Below are 18,225 nucleotides of genomic sequence, written 5' to 3' on the forward strand. Positions count from 1 at the left end.
TGTTTGTACAAAATCGTGTTTCTCGGGCGTATAACCGGAAAGCTAGCATACCTCCTCTTTTGGCAAAGCGTGACTTTATGTCGGATTTTTCAATGAAAAGATTTCCACCACTCGATAGTACAGCTATATAACATCGGAGAACATCCAAAAAACCGTTAATTATTATGAAAAAACCGAGTTTATTGCGGGCAGTCCCGATGCCTTCGATACCTTGTAGGACATATGTACCAGACCTTATTGTTACAGGCAGCTCAGATAGCAGTGGGGACAAAAAAAGATGACTCCTGTTCAATACAGGAATCATCTCTTTTTATAAAAGTGCCCTTGACTAAGGGTTCAGGTAAGAAGGCCGCGGCCTTCTCTCCCGTTGTTTATTTTTTCGCTGCAAGGAATGCATCGATTTGGGATTGCAGCTCGTTCTGAATCTTATCGATACCTGCTGCTTTGACTTGTTTTTTCAAATCTTCAAGGCCTTTTTCTACGTCTTTGATCACACCATACTCCAGTGGAATCGCATAACGAAGCATCACATTACTTACATTGGCAACTTCTGTTTTTACTTTGCTGTTATCGAAAACAAAAGTTTCAAGCGGGTAGTGGTACACGTTGCTGTCCCAACCGTTTTGCATAGCCGTCGCTTCCTCAGGGAATGACTCGTTATCACGGTTTAGAGGGGAGTTGAAGCCCCAGAAGGAGAAGCCAGTGTAGTTCGGGCTTTTGTCTGTTGATTTGAATTTCTCGTCGCCAACAGCTGTGTAGTGAACGCCTTCAATACCGAGATTAATAAGGTCATGCAGTTCTTGGTCATTTTGCATCAAATCAATAAACATAAGAGCGCGTTCCGGATGTTTCGATGTCGCATGTACGGATACCCCGTTCTGTGTAGCAACCGCTTGGGATTTCTTATTGTTCGGGTTAATGTCAGCAAGTGCAACTTCGTATTGATTGGTTTGGCGCATCAAAGCCATGAGAGAGCCGAGCGTACCCATATTATGAGTAATAGCTGCGGTTTTACCTTCTCTGAAATCTTGCTGATGATCGTTTTTGTTGTTCAATACGTTTTTGGACCAAGCATTATTGTCCGCAAGGTCTTTGTAATAAAGAAGCTGCTCTTTAAATTCTGGTGTTTCATAGACATTAAAGATCTTTCCCGTTTCATCCGTTATTTTAAAGCCGAGTGGAATGTCTAAATCAAACAGGTTCCAATCATTTTGTTGCTTCAACATGATGCGGTCCAGGTTATGCATCTTCCAGTCGCCCGTTTCCGGTGTGAAAGGAGTGATTCCTTTCTCGTTAGCTGCTACTGTTTTCAAATAATTTGCAAATGTTTCCGGGCTGTCGATTGCAGGCAGGTTGTATTTCTTGCGCAAATCTTCACGATAGAGGATAAGCTTCTCTACGGATTCACCAAGGTTCTGAGGAACCATATAAAGCTTGCCGTTTACTTTCGCTTGATCCCAGTTAACATCGGACATTGCTTTAAAAGTTTCAGGCATATAAGTTTTAATCATATCTTCAGTCAATTCAAGAAAGCCGCCTTTAAGCGCTTGATCATTATATCCAGCCCAGTTGGCCGTATAGATAAGGTCGAAATCTTCGTTAGCCGCAAGCTTCAACGGATATTTCTGTGCCCAATCGGACCAATCCAGAAATTCACCTTCAAGTGTTACATTGATTTTTGCTTTCAATTTTTCGTTAATCGCTGCAAAAACACTGTCATAATCAACCGGTTTAGGGCCAACAAACACCATTTTAAGATTAACAGCCTCAGATGTATCTGCTGCGCCTTGCTCCGTATTCGTGCTTGTCTCACCGCCGTCAGGTGTCTGGGTAGCAGCAGGTGCGTTATTGTTTTTGTTTCCGCAAGCACTGATGATCATCACCATTGCCATGATCATAGCGAGCATAATTATACTTTTCTTTTTAATCATTTGAAATATCCCCCTTATTATTAATCGTATTTATCGATAAACCAAGTTTCCTTGGAATCATCCTTTAACAGCGCCAATCGTCAAGCCTTTAACGAAGTATTTCTGAATAAACGGATACGCGACTAGTATCGGACCGCTTGCGACAACGGTCATCGCCATCTTCAAGCCTTCAGTAGGCAGCACATTTGTAACGACTGCGCCCGAGCCCATCATCGCCTTGCGCATGCCATCCATATTGCCTAGCATTTTGTATAGGTAGTATTGGAGCGGCATCAGCTTTTCATCCGAGACAAAAAGCAAGGCGTTATACCAGTCGTTCCAATAACCGAGAGCAAGAAATAATCCAATGGTTGCGAGTGCAGGCTTCGAGAGCGGAAGAATCAGACGAAGGAAAATGAGAAAGTCGCCTGCACCGTCTATTTTAGCCGATTCTACAATCGCTTCTGGGATATTGCTCATAAACGATTTCATAACGATCATATAAAACACGTTGAGCAGCAGCGGAATAATCAATGCTAGAATCGTATCCTTCATGTGCAAGTAATTGACCATCAGAAGGTACCAAGGCACAAGGCCGCCGCTGAATAATGTGGTAAAGAAGAAGAAGAATGAAAATTGATTACGCCATTTGAAATCTCTTCTGGACAAGCAATACGCGGTCATCGCTGTCAGAAATAATCCGATAACGGTTCCGATCGCGGTAACAGCCAGTGTCACCGAATATGCCCGTATAATTTGCTCAGGGTACTTAAACAGAATTTTATAGGGTTCGAATGAAAATGCACTCGGGAAAAATTGATACCCTTCCGTAACAATCGTACTTTCTTCGGACAGCGACGAAGATAAGATTAGAATAAAAGGCAGGATGCATAGAGCAGCCAGGACAGTTAAAGAAATATAGCCGATAACGGAAAGCAACTGGCGATCCCGTTGTTGTGATCTTACTGGTTTCACTTCAAGCTCAGTTCCACTCATATCATTTTACCTCCCATTAGAATAACGCCCGATCTTTGTCATACCTGCGAACAGAGTAGTTCACGAGCATGATGGCTGTGAATCCAAGAACGGATTGGAAAACTCCGGCTGCGGCCGACATACCAATATCATTCGAGGTAATCAGGGAACGGAATACGAATGTGTCGATGACGTCGGTGGATGAGAATAGAACACCATTGTTGCCGATCATATTGTAGAACATCCCGAAATCGCCTCTGAAAATATTGCCTACCGCGAGCAGCACTAGAATGATAACGGTTGGATACAAGTTTGGAACCGTCACTTTCAGGATACGCTGGAACACATTCGCCCCGTCGATCTCAGCTGCTTCATACATTTCCGTATCGATGCTCGTAATTGCTGCCAGATACATGACCGTACCATAACCAAGCATCTTCCAAGCGGACACGATCGTCAAAATGTATGGCCAATAAGCGGGTGTATTATAGATGTCGATTGGCTCCATGCCGATTCCTCTAAGCAGGGAATTGACGGTACCAATATCGAAATTCAATAAATTATAAGCAATTGCGCCTACAACGACCCATGAAATGAAATAGGGGAGAAACAGAATGGATTGCGTAATTTTACGGAACCATTTGCCCCCAACCTCAAACAATAGAATCGCGGTAAAAATTTGCAAGAGGTTATTTACGATTATAAATGCGATATTATAGAGAGCCGTATTTCTCGTAATTCTCCAAGCGTCCCCCGATTCAAAGAAAAACCGAAAATTATCCAGCCCGTTCCAAGCGCTTCCAAAAATACCGCCGGCATAATCATAATGCTTGAACGCAATGATTATTCCTGCCATCGGTACATAAGCAAACAGCAGGAAAAACAAAACAGCGGGCGTTAGCATCAGCAGAATCGTGCGGTATTTGTTCAAATCATTTATAAATCCGTGTCGTTTCATTTGCGCTCCCTCTCTCATCTCTTGTCTACGTTTATTATAAGAAATAGAAGAGAGCTGCATAATTAGGTTGATCAACTAAAACCAATACTAATTCAACGATTGGCTGTTTAAGAAGCAAACAACTGCCCGGTCCTGAGCAGACCGGGCAGTCGTTTATTCCTATTTTAAATTTTATGCTGCTTACGGTATTCTCCAGGCGACATACCTGTGGACAGCTTGAATTGCCGGTTGAAATACACAATATTCTTGTATCCGGCAAGCTCTGCGATCTCATACACCTTTCTAGTCGGATCCTTTAACAATTCGCATACGCGCTTCATGCGCAAATCGATAAGGAAATCGGAAAATAACGTATTCGTTTCAGCCTTGAAGAGCTGCCCTAAGTAGTTGGGAGTGAAGTCGAAATGCGAAGCCACCTCATTCAGCGTGATCTTCTGGTCGAGCCTTTGCTCGACGAATCGTGTAATCTCATCAATAAGCTTGCGTTTCTGCCGCTGCTTCTTCAAATACAGCAGTTCAGACAATTCGAAGAACCGTCTGCGCAGCCAGGATAAAATATCATGCACCGTTTCAAATTGAAACAGAATAAAGGGCTGATGCGATTCCCATTTCAAAATTTCATACAAATGCTCGTTCATTTGCTGAAGATCGGCATGGAGCTTGGAAGTAATACGAATGATAAGATCATAGATGTCGCTTTTCTGAGTCAGGGGCTGATCCCCATTAAACAGCTCAAGCAAGCAATCGTCGATCGTAGTGAGGTCGTATTCGAGCATCGCTTGTAACATCCGGTCAACCGTCTCCTCCAAATTCAAAGCCATTGCCTGCTTGGGAGACCAAGCCGAAGCATCCTGTATGAGCCTGTTTTTGCCAAACACCCATTTGATGCTTAGCGCGGCTTGGGCTTGCAGATAGGAGTCATGCAGTTTATTGATCTCTGACGTATATTTACCCGTGCCAATCGTAATGGAGTAGGAGAATTCTTTGTAGAATGCTTCGATCAATTGCTCTAATATTGCCTTTATATGATCTTCCTGAATCGTTGTCAACAGCACGAAATGGTCGTCGTAGCTCGCCATCAATGTTCCCAGGCTTCTCGCTTTCACAAATTCCCGGATGAAGTGGGTGATGCTTGCGATTAACAATCGCCGTTCCTCTTCCGCCACTTGCTTGATCTTCCAGGCCAAATCATCGACTTCGATAATAGCGACTGCCGCTCCGCTTTGAAGGATGGGAGCGAGAAAACGGTGAAGATGCGCCTCAACCTGTCCTGGTGTAGGCTCCTTAAACCACCGCAGCAGCAGCTCCTGATGCACGAGGCTCAGTGTATCAGAAAGGGAAGAGCGCTGCTTCCGTTCCTCCTCGATTTTGTTGCACATAAGATCCAGCATATCATGCAGTTCACGATCCTCCACAGGTTTAAGAAGGTAGCCGGAAGCATTCAATTGAATCGCTTCTTTCGCATAGCCGAAGTCCTGATGGCCGCTTATAAAAACGATATGGACCTGCGGGTTGATCTCCTTCGCTTTACGCGCGAATTCCATGCCGGACATAATCGGCATTCGTATATCGGAGAGAATAAGATCAACCGGGTGCTGCTCCATAAGCTGAAGCGCTTCGAAGCCGCTTACCGCAGTTCTCACATTCTGATGCTGCACAGCCTTGTTGCTCACAACACGCCGCCGAAGCCATTCCAAATCAATGGATTCATCATCAACCAGTAAGATGCTCACTTCCATAATCTCCCGCTCCTCTCATCGTTGTCTTTGATCAGGCGTTGATATCGCCATCTTCCTTTATTTCCGAATTCGCCATGGGAAGAATAATTTGCACGGTCGTTCCTGCTCCGTAATGGCTTCCAATGCGGATGCCGAAGTCGTCGCCGTACCGGAGCTTAATCCTCTCCTCTACGTTTTTGAGTCCGTACTTATCCGATTGGTTGTCCGGCTGCAGCGTATTCGATTGCATTTTCCTAAGGGTATCCGGTCTCATTCCGATACCGTTATCGATGACTTTCAGTTCAATATGGTCGCCCAGCCGTTTCCCGGTAATTCGAATGGCAATGGATTTGCCGAACCACGAATGCTTGAATATATTTTCGACAAATGGCTGCAGAATCAACTTAATGATCGGCGTATGCAAAATGTCGGGCTCGATATCGAAATAGACCTTGAACGTGTCTGCATACTTGACCCGCTGAATATCGAGGTAGGCTTCAATCTGTTCAAGCTCCTTCTCTAATGAGATATAGACATTGCCTCCATTTAAGGTGAGCCGGTAGAACTTGGACAAGCCTTGAACCATTTGCGTGACCTTCTGAACCTCACCGAGATTGGCAAGACTGCCTATTGTAGACAAGGTATTATATAAAAAATGAGGGCTGATCTGCGCCTGAAGCACATCAAGCTCGGCCTGCTTCTTCTGAATGCCCTGCACATACTCATTTTTGATCAGTTCCTGAATGCTGGTGGCCATCTGGTTAAACGAATCGGCAATATGGACAAATTCGTCATTGCCTGTGAACACGATCCGTTTATGAAAGTTTCCTTCCTGAAAGGAACGCACCAGCGTGACGATTCGCTTCATTTTTTTGCCGGAGAGCCTTGCAACGATAAAGCCGATAAAAGCCATAACCAAAAAGCTAATCGTACAGACGGTGCCGATCACCTTTTGCATTCTGCTGGCATCTTTGTTCAAATAAGCATGGGGTACCAGTGATTCGATAATGAATGGTGTACCGCTAATTTGTTCTGTGATGCTGAGCTCGTTGCTTTGCTTGGAAGGCGTGTCTGCCTGACCTCGGGTGTATAGGGTTGCGCCTGTCGTCGTATCGACTAACCGCAAGCTGATGCCTTGATCAATCGGAAACGTATCGAAGTTGCCAAAGAGCTCGTCGAACCTTGCTGTAACGCGGATATAGCCAATCACAGACGCCAGGCCGCTGGAGGAAACCAGCTTGCGGAAATGGGAAATATGATCCAGCTTCTTATCTGTATCAAGTTGAATCCACAGATTATCCTGATTCATGGCTTGCATCGATTTGAACCAATCCGTGTTTTGAATGCTGCTGGCAGGAAGGACGTAATAGTCCCTTCTGGTAATCTCCTTCTCCATATTGTCGCCTTGAACATCGTACATTTTTTCATTCACGGTGTAGAGGGCAAGACGGATGTTGTTGCCGTACAGCTGAAGAGGCGCTTTCATTTGAGGAATGATGTCATCTCTCATTTTGAGCATGACCTCAAGAGGGTCTCCCGTATTCTGAAGCGCATTCTGAAAGGTAAGGCTGGTAAACAAGGTGCTCGACATTCGGTTAATTTCATCCATTTGATATTCGATATTATTGCTTGTCTGCTTCATAGCTGTCCGAATATTCGTTTCCGCCATCTCTGTCCGGGACTGAATGAGCATCGTGTACGAAATATAGCCAATGAGCAAGTCAGTCAGCAGAACAAGCAGAAGGTACGGGATCATCATTTTGTAGGTGAACGGGATATAGAGCCTTCCTAGTCTGAAGCGTCGCATAGGACTTCCACTCTCCGGGCAAATTTATTTTCATTAAATATACAGGATTAAAAAGCCGAAGTATATTGGTTAACACAAACTGGCACCTCTACACTGGACACTTTGAAAAAAGTGTATAGCGTTGGGGTAAAAAAAAGATGACTCCTGTTTAGAACAGAAATCATCTCTTACTTTTACATACGTCCGCGAATCGCATCAATATACGCCTTCGACTGCGCCATTTGATGCTCCTTCGCTTCCTCCATAATGATGTGCACATGCGGCTTGTATTGATTGAGAAGCTTCATATAAAGCTCATAATTCATGTCGCCGAGGCCCGCTGTCGACGTTCCCAGCTCGCCGTTCTCGAGCAAATAACGGTCCTTCGCGTGAGCCGCAATGATCCGGTCGCCGAGCAGCTCGAACGCCTCTGCGATAACTTGGTCCTGCTTGGCAAAATTCGCAGCCGTCAGCAGGTTGCCGGGATCGATGACGACGCCGATATTGGAGGAAGGGACCTCCTCCAGCATTCGCGCAAGCTCGGGAGCCGTACCGACCAAATGGCCGTTGGCAGCCTCCAGCCCGACAAAGACGCCCCACTTCTCGGCTTCCTCGGTGAGCTCCTCAAGCGTCGCTTTCATGATTGACCAGTCACGGTCGGTGTAGTCTCCGCCTTCGTTGCGCCCGGTTTCCGCAGCCACCATCGGCGCCCCGAAAAATCTGGCATAGCGCAGCAGCTCTTTAAAGCGGTTCACGTTCACGCAGCGCAGTTCCTCGTCCCGTTCAAACAAATGAACGTAGCAGCCGAGTACCGAAATCGAAACGCCATGCTTATCGAATTGCTCGCCGATCGCATTCGCCAGCCCCGGGCTTAGATTGCCCGGTTTGCTGAAATCGACATCGCTGATGGCCTTCCATAAAGCGAGCTGCACATGGCTGAACCCGCTTCCCGCTACTTTTGGCGCAAGCTCCCGGTAAGGCAGGCTTCCGAATAAATGGGCAAGAACACCGACTGACATCTGATCGACTCCTTCATATTAGACGCTGCCCTCCAGTGCGACATCCACCTTAGGCGCGTACACTTTTTTGGCTAGATAGGATTGCGCAATCATGAACACACCGCCCGTTACCCAATACAACGAAATAGCGGCAGGCGCCGACAGAGCGAATACGCCCATTAGAACCGGGGACAAATACCCCATGAACGCGAGCTGCTTCTGCTGTGCGGCATTGGCGTTAGGCTGCGTCGTCTGCGATACCTTGAACTGTACAAAATAAACGATCGCCGCGATAATCGGAAGCACGATATCCGGCGAGCCAAGCTTAAACCAAAGGAAGGAATGGTCCGCCAGTTCCGGCGTCAGCTTGATGGCCGAGTATAAGCCCATCAGGATCGGCATTTGGATGAGCATCGGCAAGCAGCCTATCGCGAGCGGATTCACTTGATGCTTCTGATACAGCTGCATCGTTTCCTGCTGCAGCTTCTGCTTGGAATCCGCATCTGACTTGTTTTTATACTTCTCTTGCAGCTGTTTAAGCTCTGGCTGCAGCAGCGCCATCTTCGTTTTCATTTGGTTTTGCGAGCGGTATTGACGCATCATGAGCGGAAGCAGCACAAGCCGAATAATAAGCGTAATGCCAATAATCGCAAAGCCGTAATTTCCGCTAAACAAATCCGCTAAATATTGAATCGTTGCGGAAAGCGGATAAATAACATAATGATTGAATAAACCGGGCGTATCCCCATCGATCGTGCCGCTGGCCGTGCTGCAGCCGCTCACCAAAAGCAAGCCTGCCAGCATCATGCCGATTATCATTAGCCGTCCATATTTTATTGAAGGGAATACATTGTTCGTTTGCATAAAAATCCTCCTCGTTTGTTTGAAAATGGCGCAACAAACGAGGCGTTGCAATCTGCTATGTCGTCATCGGGCGATTCCTTCCGCTTTACTTTCCTGGCCAGCCAATGATGCAGCGGCACGGTGCGAATCAGCACTTGAGGCATCGCAATATACAAAACTTTTACAACTTGGTCCCGCTCCCAGTATTCGTATGCCCCCGAATGCAGATGCGACGCATAAGCAAAAGCCAAGGAACATAGAAGGCTGATTGAAATCAGATACGGTATAATATCATGCAGTTCAAACTCGAACAATGTATTCACCTCCTTTCATCGTCGTGTTGCTTTCTATACGACTTACTTCGTAAACCGTTTCGTTTGCAATGATTTCCACAAAACAAAATAGATTTCATTCTATCTGGATATTATAACAGTAATTCTCATCCAATTTCGACTGCTGAAATCACAAAGATGTTACAAATCCGTTCTTCTTGGTTATTTACAAATGAATAGCGAACACCATATAATTTCTAAGTTGCAGATGCAGTCAGCCTCGTATGCTGCAGCCTATCCATAGTCTAGAGATCAACTCAGGGAAAGAGGACAACATGAATCGAAAAAGACTCAAAATCATTTATTTCTCGCTCATTACCTTCACGGTCCTGCTTGTAGCACTAGGACAAGCCTTTCCGATGGGCAAACAAAGCTCATATTCCGTGAGCGCAGAGAGCGCAGCTAATGCCCCCGCTTCCGGCCAGAAAAAGAAGCTCGTCATGGGTACGTCTGCCGATTATCCGCCCTACGAAAGCGTAGATGCCAAAGGCAGCGGTGAAATCGTCGGCTTAGATATCGATGTAGCCAAGTATATCACCAGTCAGCTTGGTTATGAACTGGAAATCGCGAACATGGATTTCAATGGTCTTATCGCCGCGCTCCAAACCGGCCGCGTGGACTTCGTAATGTCCGCAATGTCCGCTACGGAGGAGCGAAAGCAGAGCATTGATTTCTCCGATACCTATTACGCAGCACGCAATACCATCGTATCCAAAAAAGGCGCGCCGCTCGAGACGGAAGCATCGCTCTCAGGGAAAAGGGTCGGGACACAGCTTGGATCCACGCAGGATCTTTATGCAGCAACGATCGAAGGCGCCGTTCTGAAGAAGCTCAATAAAATACCCGATCTAATTCAAGAGCTGAACTCCGGCCGCATCGACGCAGCCATTGTTGAGGATGCCGTAGCAGTCGAGATGACTAACTCTAATCCGGAGCTGGTCATGAACTTCCTGCCAGCCGAATCCGCGGACAACGGCTATGCGATTGCCTTCCCGAAGAAATCAGCCATCGTAGCCGAATTTAACGGCGTTCTCGCAGAAATGAAGGACAACGGGAAGCTGGATGAAATCGTGCAGCAATGGTTTGCCGAGGAGAAGGACGAATCCCGTTCGCTGCTGGGCTTAAATATCGATTTCAGCACGCTCAACGGTTACATCCCTTACATTTTAAAAGGCGTATACGTTACGCTTCTCTTCACGCTTGTCTCCGCCTTGTTCGGACTCGTGTGGGGAACGATTTTGTCACTGTTCAAAATATCCGGCATCAAGCCGCTTGAGTGGTTCGCTACCGCGTATACCTCCGTATTCCGGGGTACGCCGCTGCTGGTACAGCTCACCATTATTTATTACGCCACGCCGCAGCTGTTCAATTATGATATTCCTGCGCTGATGGCGGCAGGGCTTGCCTTTGGCCTCAATTCCGCTGCTTATTTGTCCGAAACGATTCGCGGCGGCATTATGGCTGTCGACAAAGGCCAACGGGAAGCGGCGATTGCGCTCGGCGTTCCCTATCGGAAGATGATGATCCGCATTATTTTCCCGCAGGCGCTTCGTACGATTTTGCCGGCGCTCGTGAATGAATGCGTTGCTTTGCTGAAGGAATCGTCGCTTGTATCCGTCATCGGGGTATCCGATTTGATGCGCCGCGCAGACGTTGTCCGCTCGGACACCTTCCGGTCCATCGAGGTTTTATTGTTTATTGCCGCTATTTATTACGTGCTAGTGCTCATCTTGACCTCGTTTGCCCGTAAGCTTGAAAGGAGGCTGCGCCGCAGTGATTAATATTACAGACTTAACAAAGGCCTTCGGCAAAAACCAAGTACTGAAGGGGATCACCACGACAGTAGAACGGGGAGAGGTTGTCGCCCTGATCGGGCCGTCGGGCTCAGGCAAATCCACCTTTCTTCGCTGCATCAATATGCTGGAGACGCCGACCTCCGGTACGATTACCATAGAAGGCACAGCGATTACCGATCCCAAAACCGATATCGCCCGCGTCCGCCAGCGGATCGGCATGGTGTTTCAGCATTTTCACCTTTTTCCGCACATGACCGTCATCGATAATATTACGTTTGCTCCTATCCAGGTTAAAGGGATGCCGACCGAAGCCGCTCGTACCAAGGCGAAGGAGCTGCTCGCGCGCGTTGGTCTTGCAGACAAAGCGGACAGCTACCCTTCCCGCTTGTCCGGCGGGCAGAAGCAGCGCGTGGCCATCGCCCGAAGCCTTGCCATGGAGCCCGACATTATGCTGTTCGATGAGCCGACCTCGGCGCTTGATCCTGAAATGGTAAAAGAAGTGCTCACCGTTATCCGCAGTCTGGCAGACAGCGGCATGACCATGCTGATCGTCACGCATGAGATGAAATTCGCCCGCGAAGCCGCGGATACGATTTATTTCCTCGACGACGGCAAGCTGGTTGAACGCACCAAGCCCGAGCAATTTTTCACGAAGCCGCAAAGCGACCGTGCCGCACGGTTTCTGGAGCAGGTGCTTTAAGGTAAGGATTATCCATTACTCGTACAATGTAGTTTCTACAGCAGAAAGTGTGCAGTCAGTCTGACGGGAGATTCTACCTTGCAGTTTATACACTTGATTTGAGGGAATTCGGTTTATGCCTCTCTTTGCGGGTCCAAGCGCCTGCTAGGTTGTACAAAGTACAATGCAGCTCAACGGCCAGCCTTCATTTGTCTTTTTCGCTGTATTAAGTACAACGTAGGCAGTGGATTCATATTTCCGCACGCGAGTGAATGAACCGAGTACCGCGAGTCACCTCTCTGCTGCAAGGCAGCATCCCATAATAAGAAAAAGCTCTGCGGTTATCCTAACCGCAGAGCTTTTTTTGCCTGCTACTCCTGCTCGCCGAGCAGCGACTCCATCTCGACGCAGGCCATGACGAAAGCGCCGACGCCGTGCAGGTCGTTGCTGCTGGTCGGCCTCGTCACATAGTTCTCGTAATCGCCGGCCGAGGTGCCGATGCAAATATCCGGGAGAACAAAGCGTCCCTGCTCATCGCGCTGCACGACGCGCACCAGCCCTTCGAACCCGCGCTTCGCCGCGGCCAAACCGTCATTGCCTACAAGACCAAGCTTATACGCTCGTGCAAGCGTGTAGACGAACAAACAAGTACAAGAGGTCTCCAGCCAATTATCCTCCAGCTCGCCTTTATCCACGATCTGATACCATAGCCCTCCCGACGCTTCCTGATACCGAATGAGCGACGCCGCGAAGTCGGCAAGCACGGCCTCAAGCTCCGCCCGCCCCGCTTCGCCTTCTTTTAATTCGTCCAGAAACTGGGCAACGGCAAGTCCGTACCAACCGAGGGACCGCCCCCAAAACTCAGGCGAGCAGCCCGTCTCGGCATTTGCCCAAGGCATTTGCCGGCTCTCGTCCCATGCGTGATACAGCAGCCCTGTCTTCTCATCCCGCATATAACGCCGCATCAGCCGTTCTTGATGCAGCGCCATGCCGCGCAGTGACTCGTCTCCGTAAGCATTGGCATATTTCAGCGCAAATACGCCGCCCATGTACAAGCCGTCCAGCCACATATTATAGGCATATTTATCCTTGTGCCAAAAGCCTCCCTCCGAGGTGCGGTGCAGCGTATCGAATAAGCTGCGGAGCTTATCCGCCGCGATTCGGTATTTGCGTTCCTCCCCGCCCTCGTCCAGCCTAAACAACAGCAGGCCGGCTTGGATCGCATCCAGCTCGTCTCTCGCAAACTCAAAGTTGCCGTTGTCGTCGATAAGCTTATCTGCATAGCGCTTTATATAAACCGCATAGCGTTCGTCCTGCTCCGCCTGCCACAGCATCTCCATTCCGCAAAGAAACACGCCTTGATGATAGTGCCATCTTCCCGCAGGGGGAAGCTCTTCCGGCAAATAGCTCTCCATTAAAGAATCACAGGCGGCTCTCGCCCATGCAATCGGCGACATTCTTTCATCATTCTGCATTCCCCAAAAATCCCCTTTCCGTTCTCCTGCTAAATTCAAACAACCGCGTGCGTTATTTAAACGAATCATAAAATGAGCTAAGCTGCTTCTCTCTCAAAGACGGCGGCTCCGTTCCCGCTAGCTTATGGCATAAGGAGCGGATAAGAAGCGCCTGCGTAGCCGCATTCATGTCGCCCTCCGCTTTTCCTTCGCTCAAATAAACCGGCTTCGGCCTATCGGGATAATCGGGCCCGTCCTTGATCTGAGCGATATTTGGCGCAGAAGGCGAGCGGGCCAGCTCGCGCGAGAAGCCGCCGTCCATGCGGAGCAGCTTGCTCAGGTTAAGGAGCGTCGTCCGCAGAATGAAGATCAGTTCTTCCTCCGATATTGGCGGCTGAATATAAGACAATAAATGAATCGGATTGCGAATGTAGCACATGTCGCTTGCCTGCTCATGCCGCAGTCCCGTCAAAAGGCTAGCATACATCCGGTCCCTTCGAGGCATCGGCCTCTGAAAAGCGCCGTAAAAGGTGTGCAGCTTAAACGTGCCAGAAATGCGGACATACATGGAGCCTTCTCCCCATAACCCGCTTTCCTGATCCTGTATCTCTTCAAAAAACTGAAATGCCGTATGAGTATACGTCTCCCGGACCGGCGGCTCCAATGGCTGCAAGTAAACATGCGAGCAAGCCAGCCGGTCACAGCCGCGCCAGCTGTTGCTAAGATCAACCCCGCGCAGCCACCGAGAATACGAATCCGCCGATTGCATATAGCCTGGAGCGCTCTCCCTTTCTTTTGGCAAAGGGTAGGCAGGCCTGCCGCCCAGCTTGCGGACCGCGTTCGTGCTGTAGCTCAACGCACGCGCCACCATAACCTCATCCTCGCGCATAGCGGGGTCATCGTCATAAAAGTATCCCGACATCTCATCCTGCCTGCTTCGGAAGAAATGGAGCATATTCGCCTTTATCCGTTCCGGCATAACCATCAATAGCCCCGACCGTTCCAGCATATTAAGCGCTTGTGCCGTGGATTCGATATCCGGCCTGCGTCCTTGAAGCAGACGGGAGCTGCGTGCATAATAAAAACCCCCGCTCGCACTATCATACTGGCCTTCGAGCCAGTTCAACAGTTCCGCGAACAAGCTCTCCATGTCCAGCAGCAGCTCCTGAGCCTTTTGCTTTCCCATTAACATACGGACTTCGCCCCCATGGTTAGCCTTTTATCGATCCAAGCATCGCGCCTTTGGCAAAATGCTTTTGCAGGAAGGGATACACGATCAGAATCGGCAGCGTGGCCACCACGATAACGGCCATCTTCACGGTTTGATCCGGCGGCGGTACCGCAGCATCCAGGTCGGAGCTGTAATCGAGGCCGCTTGCGAGCACCACGATTTGGCGGAGCAGCACTTGAATCGGCCATTTGGCGCTGTCATCCAGATACAGGATTGCGCTCAAATAAGTGTTCCAATACGTTACCGCGTAGAACAACGATATCGTAGCGATGGCTGGCATCGATAAAGGCAATACAATGCGAAACAGAATGCCAAAATCGCTGCAGCCGTCAATTTTTGCTGACTCCTCCAGTCCTTCGGGGATATTTTGAAAAAAGTTTTTCAAAATAATTAAGTTGAACGCGCTTATCGCCGACGGGATCACGAGTGCCGCATAGTTATCGATCAGCCCCATCTCCCGCACGACGAGAAAGGTCGGTATAAGCCCCCCGCTAAACAGCATCGTGAATACGACCAGGAACATAATCGCCTTGCGTCCGTCCAAATCCCTCCGCGACAAGCCGTACGCCATTAAAGCCGTCGTGAACATGCTGAACACGGTGCCGAATAACGTAATGCCGGTCGAGACGGCCATGGCGCGAAAAATCGTATCGGTTGAGAAAATAAACTTATACGCATCAAAGCTCCATAGGGTCGGCACCAAAATAAATTTCTTCACCGCCATCTCGGCGCTGGTCGTGAACGAACCGGCAACGACATGCAGGAACGGCAGCACCGTAACGAGCGCGATAATAGCGAGAAGCGTAAAGTTCACAATGGAAAAAAGCCGGCCGCTGAGCGTTTTATCCTCTACCATGCGGAATCCCCCTAACGTTTGCGTAGCAATCGGTCCTCCCAATGCCCGTCATTTAATACACGCCCTCCTCGCCCATCTTCTTCGCCAGTCTATTCGCCGCCATGACCAGCACGAGTCCGATAAAGGATTTGAAGAAGCCGATCGCCGTGCTGTAGCTGAACTGTCCTTGCCTCAGCCCTGCCGTATACACATAAGTATCAATAATTTCAGCAACATCGCGGTTCATCGAATTCAGCAGCAGGTACACATGCTCGAAACCAAGCTCCAGCACGTCGCCAATTTTCAATATGAGCAAAATAATGATGACGCTGCGGATCGCAGGAAGCGTGATATGCCATACCTGCCTCAAACGGCCGGCCCCGTCCATACGCGCCGCTTCATAAAGGCCGGGGTCTACGGAGGCGATTGCCGCCAGATATATGATTGTTCCCCAACCCGCTTCCCGCCAGATGACTTGGATGATATACGTCGGTCTAAACCACTCGGGACTGAGCAGGAAATTGATTTTTTCGAATCCAAAATACGCAAGCAGCTCGTTCACGATACCGCCGTCCGACGTGAGCATGACGAAGCTGATGGACACAATGATGACCCATGACATAAAGTGAGGCAAATAGACGAGCGTCTGAAACGTTCTTTTGAAAAAAGACGATCGGACCTCGTTCAGCATAAGCGCTAATACGATCGGAACAGGAAAAAAGAATAATAGGTTCATACCGAACAACAGCAGCGTATTGGTCAAAATGTTTATAAAATCCGGCTCCGTAAACAATCGCTCGAAATGCTTGAATCCCACCCAGCCGCTTCCGCCTATGCCCTTAAACGGCTTATAATCCTGAAAGGCGATAGCGAGTCCAAACATCGGAACATACTTGAATACGATAAAAAAGAACACTCCCGGCAGCAGCATGACATAGAGCCATTTGTTTTTCCAAAGCCGTTTCTTAAGCTCGCTTGTTCTGGGCTGAGGGATCCTTGCCTGCTGAATAACCGTTTCTTGCATAGCGCTTCTTCCTTTCCACGGGAGGTTGGGAGACTGCCAGGCTGGCCGGGCAGTCTCCAATGGTCACGACCATGCGGATGCGATGGCGCGGTTTTTATTTCTTGTAGGCTGCGTTGTATTCCTCGATAATTTGAGCGCCGCCGCGCTTCTTCCAATCCTCGACCGCCTTGTCAAAGCCCGCTTTATCGATTGAACCGTAAATGTATTTGTACGTCGCATCCTTAATGATTTCTTGAAGCTCCGTGCCCTTCTCCGTATATGCGGCAGAGTCAAGCGGCGCCGTTGGATCAGCAATGGCGATTTTCGCATTCTCCACTATGAGCTGCTCTGCGTGGATCCGTGCGGGCAGCTCGTGGAAGCCCTCGTACATGCCGTTCGTCTCCGGCTCGCCGATGACGCTGTCCTTGAAGCCTTTGACCTCGCGCTCCGTGAGCTCTTTGTCCTCGGATGCTTTCGCTTTGCCGTCCACTACCGTGTAATGCGTGCCTTCGATGCCCCAGTACATCATATTCGCCACTTCCGGCGTCATCAGCTTATCGAAGAAGGCCAAAATCTTCTTCAGCTCCGCTTCGTCTTTAATTGCGGACTTAGGGAACAAAGCGACATTGTTGTAGCCGGGAATGGACCAGGATGCCGTTTTCCCGTCCGGGCCGGCAACCATGCTGTGCGTATCGACAACGGCTGTCGGCACGTTTTTGACTAGGTCCTTCACCAAGGAGTCCACATCCTGCATGGAACCGATATATACGCCCGCCTTGCCGCTTGTGAACATGTTGACTTGATCTGTTTTGCTGGTTGCCGCAAAGTCGACATTCATCGCTTTGGCATCACGCACTTTCTTGATAAAATCCATCGTTGCCGCATATTCCGGCGTCGTAAAGTCAGGCACGAGCTGGCCGTCCCTCTCGCCCCAGTTATTTGGCGTTCCGAACCAAGCGGCTACGGTTTTAAAAGCGCCGTAAATAAGATCGTTGCGGTCGGCTAAGCCAATCGTATCCGGCTTGCCGTTTCCGTCCGGATCGCCGGTCGTGAATTTCTCCATCATCGCAAACAGCTCATCTACGTTAGCCGGTGCGGCAATGCCCAGCTTATCCGCCCAGTCCTTGCGGTAAATCATCCCTTGGCGGGCAAGCGGCCTGCCGATATACACCGAATAAAGCTTGCCGTCCACCTTCGTATTATTTAAAATTTCTTCCTTCAGCTTGCTTAGATTCGGGAACTCGCTAAGATAAGGCCCGATTTCCCAGAACTGGCCTTCGCGAATCGCTTCCTTCATTTGGACGAAGGTCGCTTGGTTTTTCAAATACGTCACCTGCGGCAGCGATCCCGTTGCAAAGGAAGCGTTCAGCTTCTCCTCATACGTATCGGCCGGGAAAAATTGATACGTCAGCTTCGTGTTGGTCAGCTTCTCCAGCTCATTCTTAATCGTATCCGGCGGAGTCTCAGCAATGTTGAGCGGAAGCATGATCGTAATTTCGGTTGGCTTATCCGGTTCTGCCGGTTTAGCCGTTTCTTCCGTCTTAGCCCCGCTGTCGTCGCTTGGTGCCGGCTGGTTGCCGCCATTGTTGCCGCCCGAGCAGGCAGCAAGCAATAAGCTAAACGTCAAAACCACGCCCATCAGAATCGAAAACGATTTTTTCTTCATACCGCGTTGACCTCCATATATCGTTTTGGTTGCTTCCCCTT

15 protein-coding genes are annotated in these 18,225 nt (G+C 49.0%); 2 read left to right on the top strand and 13 right to left on the bottom strand.

Annotation, left to right across the window (positions count from 1 at the left end):
- Nucleotides 1-371: 371 nt before the first annotated feature.
- The 8 genes from ACN6MW_RS12745 to ACN6MW_RS12780 all read right to left on the bottom strand — a co-directional run bounded on the left by ACN6MW_RS12745 (nucleotide 372) and on the right by ACN6MW_RS12780 (nucleotide 9,502).
- Nucleotides 372-1,931 carry an ABC transporter substrate-binding protein gene (locus ACN6MW_RS12745; protein WP_419875729.1) on the bottom strand — a complete coding sequence of 520 codons (1,560 nt, stop codon included), beginning with the start codon at nucleotides 1,929-1,931 and terminating at the stop codon, nucleotides 372-374.
- A 57-nt stretch (nucleotides 1,932-1,988) separates the two neighbouring features.
- Nucleotides 1,989-2,906, bottom strand: a complete 918-nt coding sequence (locus ACN6MW_RS12750; protein WP_364152091.1) for a carbohydrate ABC transporter permease — start codon at nucleotides 2,904-2,906, stop codon at nucleotides 1,989-1,991.
- A 16-nt stretch (nucleotides 2,907-2,922) separates the two neighbouring features.
- Complete coding sequence (locus tag ACN6MW_RS12755; protein ID WP_419875730.1) at nucleotides 2,923-3,843, bottom strand: ABC transporter permease; 921 nt, start codon at nucleotides 3,841-3,843, stop codon at nucleotides 2,923-2,925.
- Nucleotides 3,844-4,007: 164 nt separating this feature from the next.
- Complete coding sequence (locus tag ACN6MW_RS12760; protein ID WP_419875731.1) at nucleotides 4,008-5,582, bottom strand: response regulator; 1,575 nt, start codon at nucleotides 5,580-5,582, stop codon at nucleotides 4,008-4,010.
- A gap of 31 nt (nucleotides 5,583-5,613) precedes the next feature.
- On the bottom strand, nucleotides 5,614-7,368 hold the full coding sequence (locus tag ACN6MW_RS12765) for a sensor histidine kinase (RefSeq protein WP_419875732.1): 1,755 nt from the start codon (nucleotides 7,366-7,368) through the stop codon (nucleotides 5,614-5,616).
- A 173-nt stretch (nucleotides 7,369-7,541) separates the two neighbouring features.
- Entirely contained in the window at nucleotides 7,542-8,366 is an 825-nt protein-coding gene (locus ACN6MW_RS12770) for a sugar phosphate isomerase/epimerase family protein (RefSeq protein WP_419875733.1), read from the bottom strand.
- Nucleotides 8,367-8,384: 18 nt separating this feature from the next.
- Nucleotides 8,385-9,209, bottom strand: coding sequence for a membrane protein insertase YidC (gene yidC, locus ACN6MW_RS12775; RefSeq protein ID WP_419875734.1), 825 nt, complete (start codon nucleotides 9,207-9,209; stop codon nucleotides 8,385-8,387).
- A complete protein-coding gene (locus ACN6MW_RS12780) occupies nucleotides 9,179-9,502 on the bottom strand; it encodes a hypothetical protein (RefSeq protein ID WP_364152109.1) in 324 nt (107 codons plus the stop codon). Before ACN6MW_RS12780 ends, yidC begins: the two co-directional genes overlap by 31 nt.
- Nucleotides 9,503-9,879: 377 nt before the next feature.
- On the opposite strand from ACN6MW_RS12780, the gene ACN6MW_RS12785 reads away from it, so the two are divergent.
- A complete protein-coding gene (locus tag ACN6MW_RS12785; RefSeq protein WP_419876339.1) occupies nucleotides 9,880-11,301 on the top strand; it encodes an ABC transporter substrate-binding protein/permease in 1,422 nt (473 codons plus the stop codon).
- A complete protein-coding gene (locus ACN6MW_RS12790; RefSeq protein ID WP_419875735.1) occupies nucleotides 11,294-12,016 on the top strand; it encodes an amino acid ABC transporter ATP-binding protein in 723 nt (240 codons plus the stop codon). The genes ACN6MW_RS12785 and ACN6MW_RS12790 overlap by 8 nt, the downstream gene beginning before the upstream one ends.
- A 350-nt stretch (nucleotides 12,017-12,366) precedes the next feature.
- Here ACN6MW_RS12790 and ACN6MW_RS12795 read toward each other — a convergent pair whose 3' ends face one another.
- The 5 genes from ACN6MW_RS12795 to ACN6MW_RS12815 form a co-directional block, all read right to left on the bottom strand.
- Complete coding sequence (locus ACN6MW_RS12795; RefSeq protein WP_419875736.1) at nucleotides 12,367-13,470, bottom strand: glycoside hydrolase family 88/105 protein; 1,104 nt, start codon at nucleotides 13,468-13,470, stop codon at nucleotides 12,367-12,369.
- A 52-nt stretch (nucleotides 13,471-13,522) separates the two neighbouring features.
- Nucleotides 13,523-14,641, bottom strand: a complete 1,119-nt coding sequence (locus ACN6MW_RS12800; RefSeq protein WP_419875737.1) for a hypothetical protein — start codon at nucleotides 14,639-14,641, stop codon at nucleotides 13,523-13,525.
- Nucleotides 14,642-14,660: 19 nt separating this feature from the next.
- Nucleotides 14,661-15,536: a carbohydrate ABC transporter permease gene (locus ACN6MW_RS12805; RefSeq protein WP_419875738.1), complete on the bottom strand. Its 876-nt coding sequence runs from the start codon at nucleotides 15,534-15,536 to the stop codon at nucleotides 14,661-14,663.
- Between the two features lie 52 nt (nucleotides 15,537-15,588).
- The gene (locus ACN6MW_RS12810) at nucleotides 15,589-16,539 is read right to left on the bottom strand and encodes an ABC transporter permease (RefSeq protein ID WP_364152127.1); all 951 of its coding nucleotides are present in this window, start codon (nucleotides 16,537-16,539) and stop codon (nucleotides 15,589-15,591) included.
- Between the two features lie 94 nt (nucleotides 16,540-16,633).
- Nucleotides 16,634-18,184, bottom strand: coding sequence for an extracellular solute-binding protein (locus ACN6MW_RS12815; protein WP_419875739.1), 1,551 nt, complete (start codon nucleotides 18,182-18,184; stop codon nucleotides 16,634-16,636).
- Nucleotides 18,185-18,225 lie beyond the last annotated feature (41 nt).

Origin of the sequence: Pristimantibacillus sp. PTI5 (genome assembly GCF_048572955.1) — a bacterium.
Taxonomy (GTDB): Bacteria; Bacillota; Bacilli; order Paenibacillales; family Paenibacillaceae; genus Pristimantibacillus.

What these genes read in the sequence shown, in the direction of transcription:
- ACN6MW_RS12750 (WP_364152091.1), bottom strand. Translation starts at nt 2,906, where the DNA reads ATGAGTGGAACTGAGCTTGAAGTGAAACCAGTAAGATCACAACAACGG.
- ACN6MW_RS12770 (WP_419875733.1), bottom strand. Translation starts at nt 8,366, where the DNA reads ATGTCAGTCGGTGTTCTTGCCCATTTATTCGGAAGCCTGCCTTACCGG.
- yidC (WP_419875734.1), bottom strand. Translation starts at nt 9,209, where the DNA reads ATGCAAACGAACAATGTATTCCCTTCAATAAAATATGGACGGCTAATG.
- ACN6MW_RS12810 (WP_364152127.1), bottom strand. Translation starts at nt 16,539, where the DNA reads ATGCAAGAAACGGTTATTCAGCAGGCAAGGATCCCTCAGCCCAGAACA.
- ACN6MW_RS12800 (WP_419875737.1), bottom strand. Translation starts at nt 14,641, where the DNA reads ATGTTAATGGGAAAGCAAAAGGCTCAGGAGCTGCTGCTGGACATGGAG.
- ACN6MW_RS12745 (WP_419875729.1), bottom strand. Translation starts at nt 1,931, where the DNA reads ATGATTAAAAAGAAAAGTATAATTATGCTCGCTATGATCATGGCAATG.
- ACN6MW_RS12760 (WP_419875731.1), bottom strand. Translation starts at nt 5,582, where the DNA reads ATGGAAGTGAGCATCTTACTGGTTGATGATGAATCCATTGATTTGGAA.
- ACN6MW_RS12795 (WP_419875736.1), bottom strand. Translation starts at nt 13,470, where the DNA reads ATGCAGAATGATGAAAGAATGTCGCCGATTGCATGGGCGAGAGCCGCC.
- ACN6MW_RS12815 (WP_419875739.1), bottom strand. Translation starts at nt 18,184, where the DNA reads ATGAAGAAAAAATCGTTTTCGATTCTGATGGGCGTGGTTTTGACGTTT.
- ACN6MW_RS12785 (WP_419876339.1), top strand. Translation starts at nt 9,880, where the DNA reads ATGGGCAAACAAAGCTCATATTCCGTGAGCGCAGAGAGCGCAGCTAAT.
- ACN6MW_RS12755 (WP_419875730.1), bottom strand. Translation starts at nt 3,843, where the DNA reads ATGAAACGACACGGATTTATAAATGATTTGAACAAATACCGCACGATT.
- ACN6MW_RS12765 (WP_419875732.1), bottom strand. Translation starts at nt 7,368, where the DNA reads ATGCGACGCTTCAGACTAGGAAGGCTCTATATCCCGTTCACCTACAAA.
- ACN6MW_RS12805 (WP_419875738.1), bottom strand. Translation starts at nt 15,536, where the DNA reads ATGGTAGAGGATAAAACGCTCAGCGGCCGGCTTTTTTCCATTGTGAAC.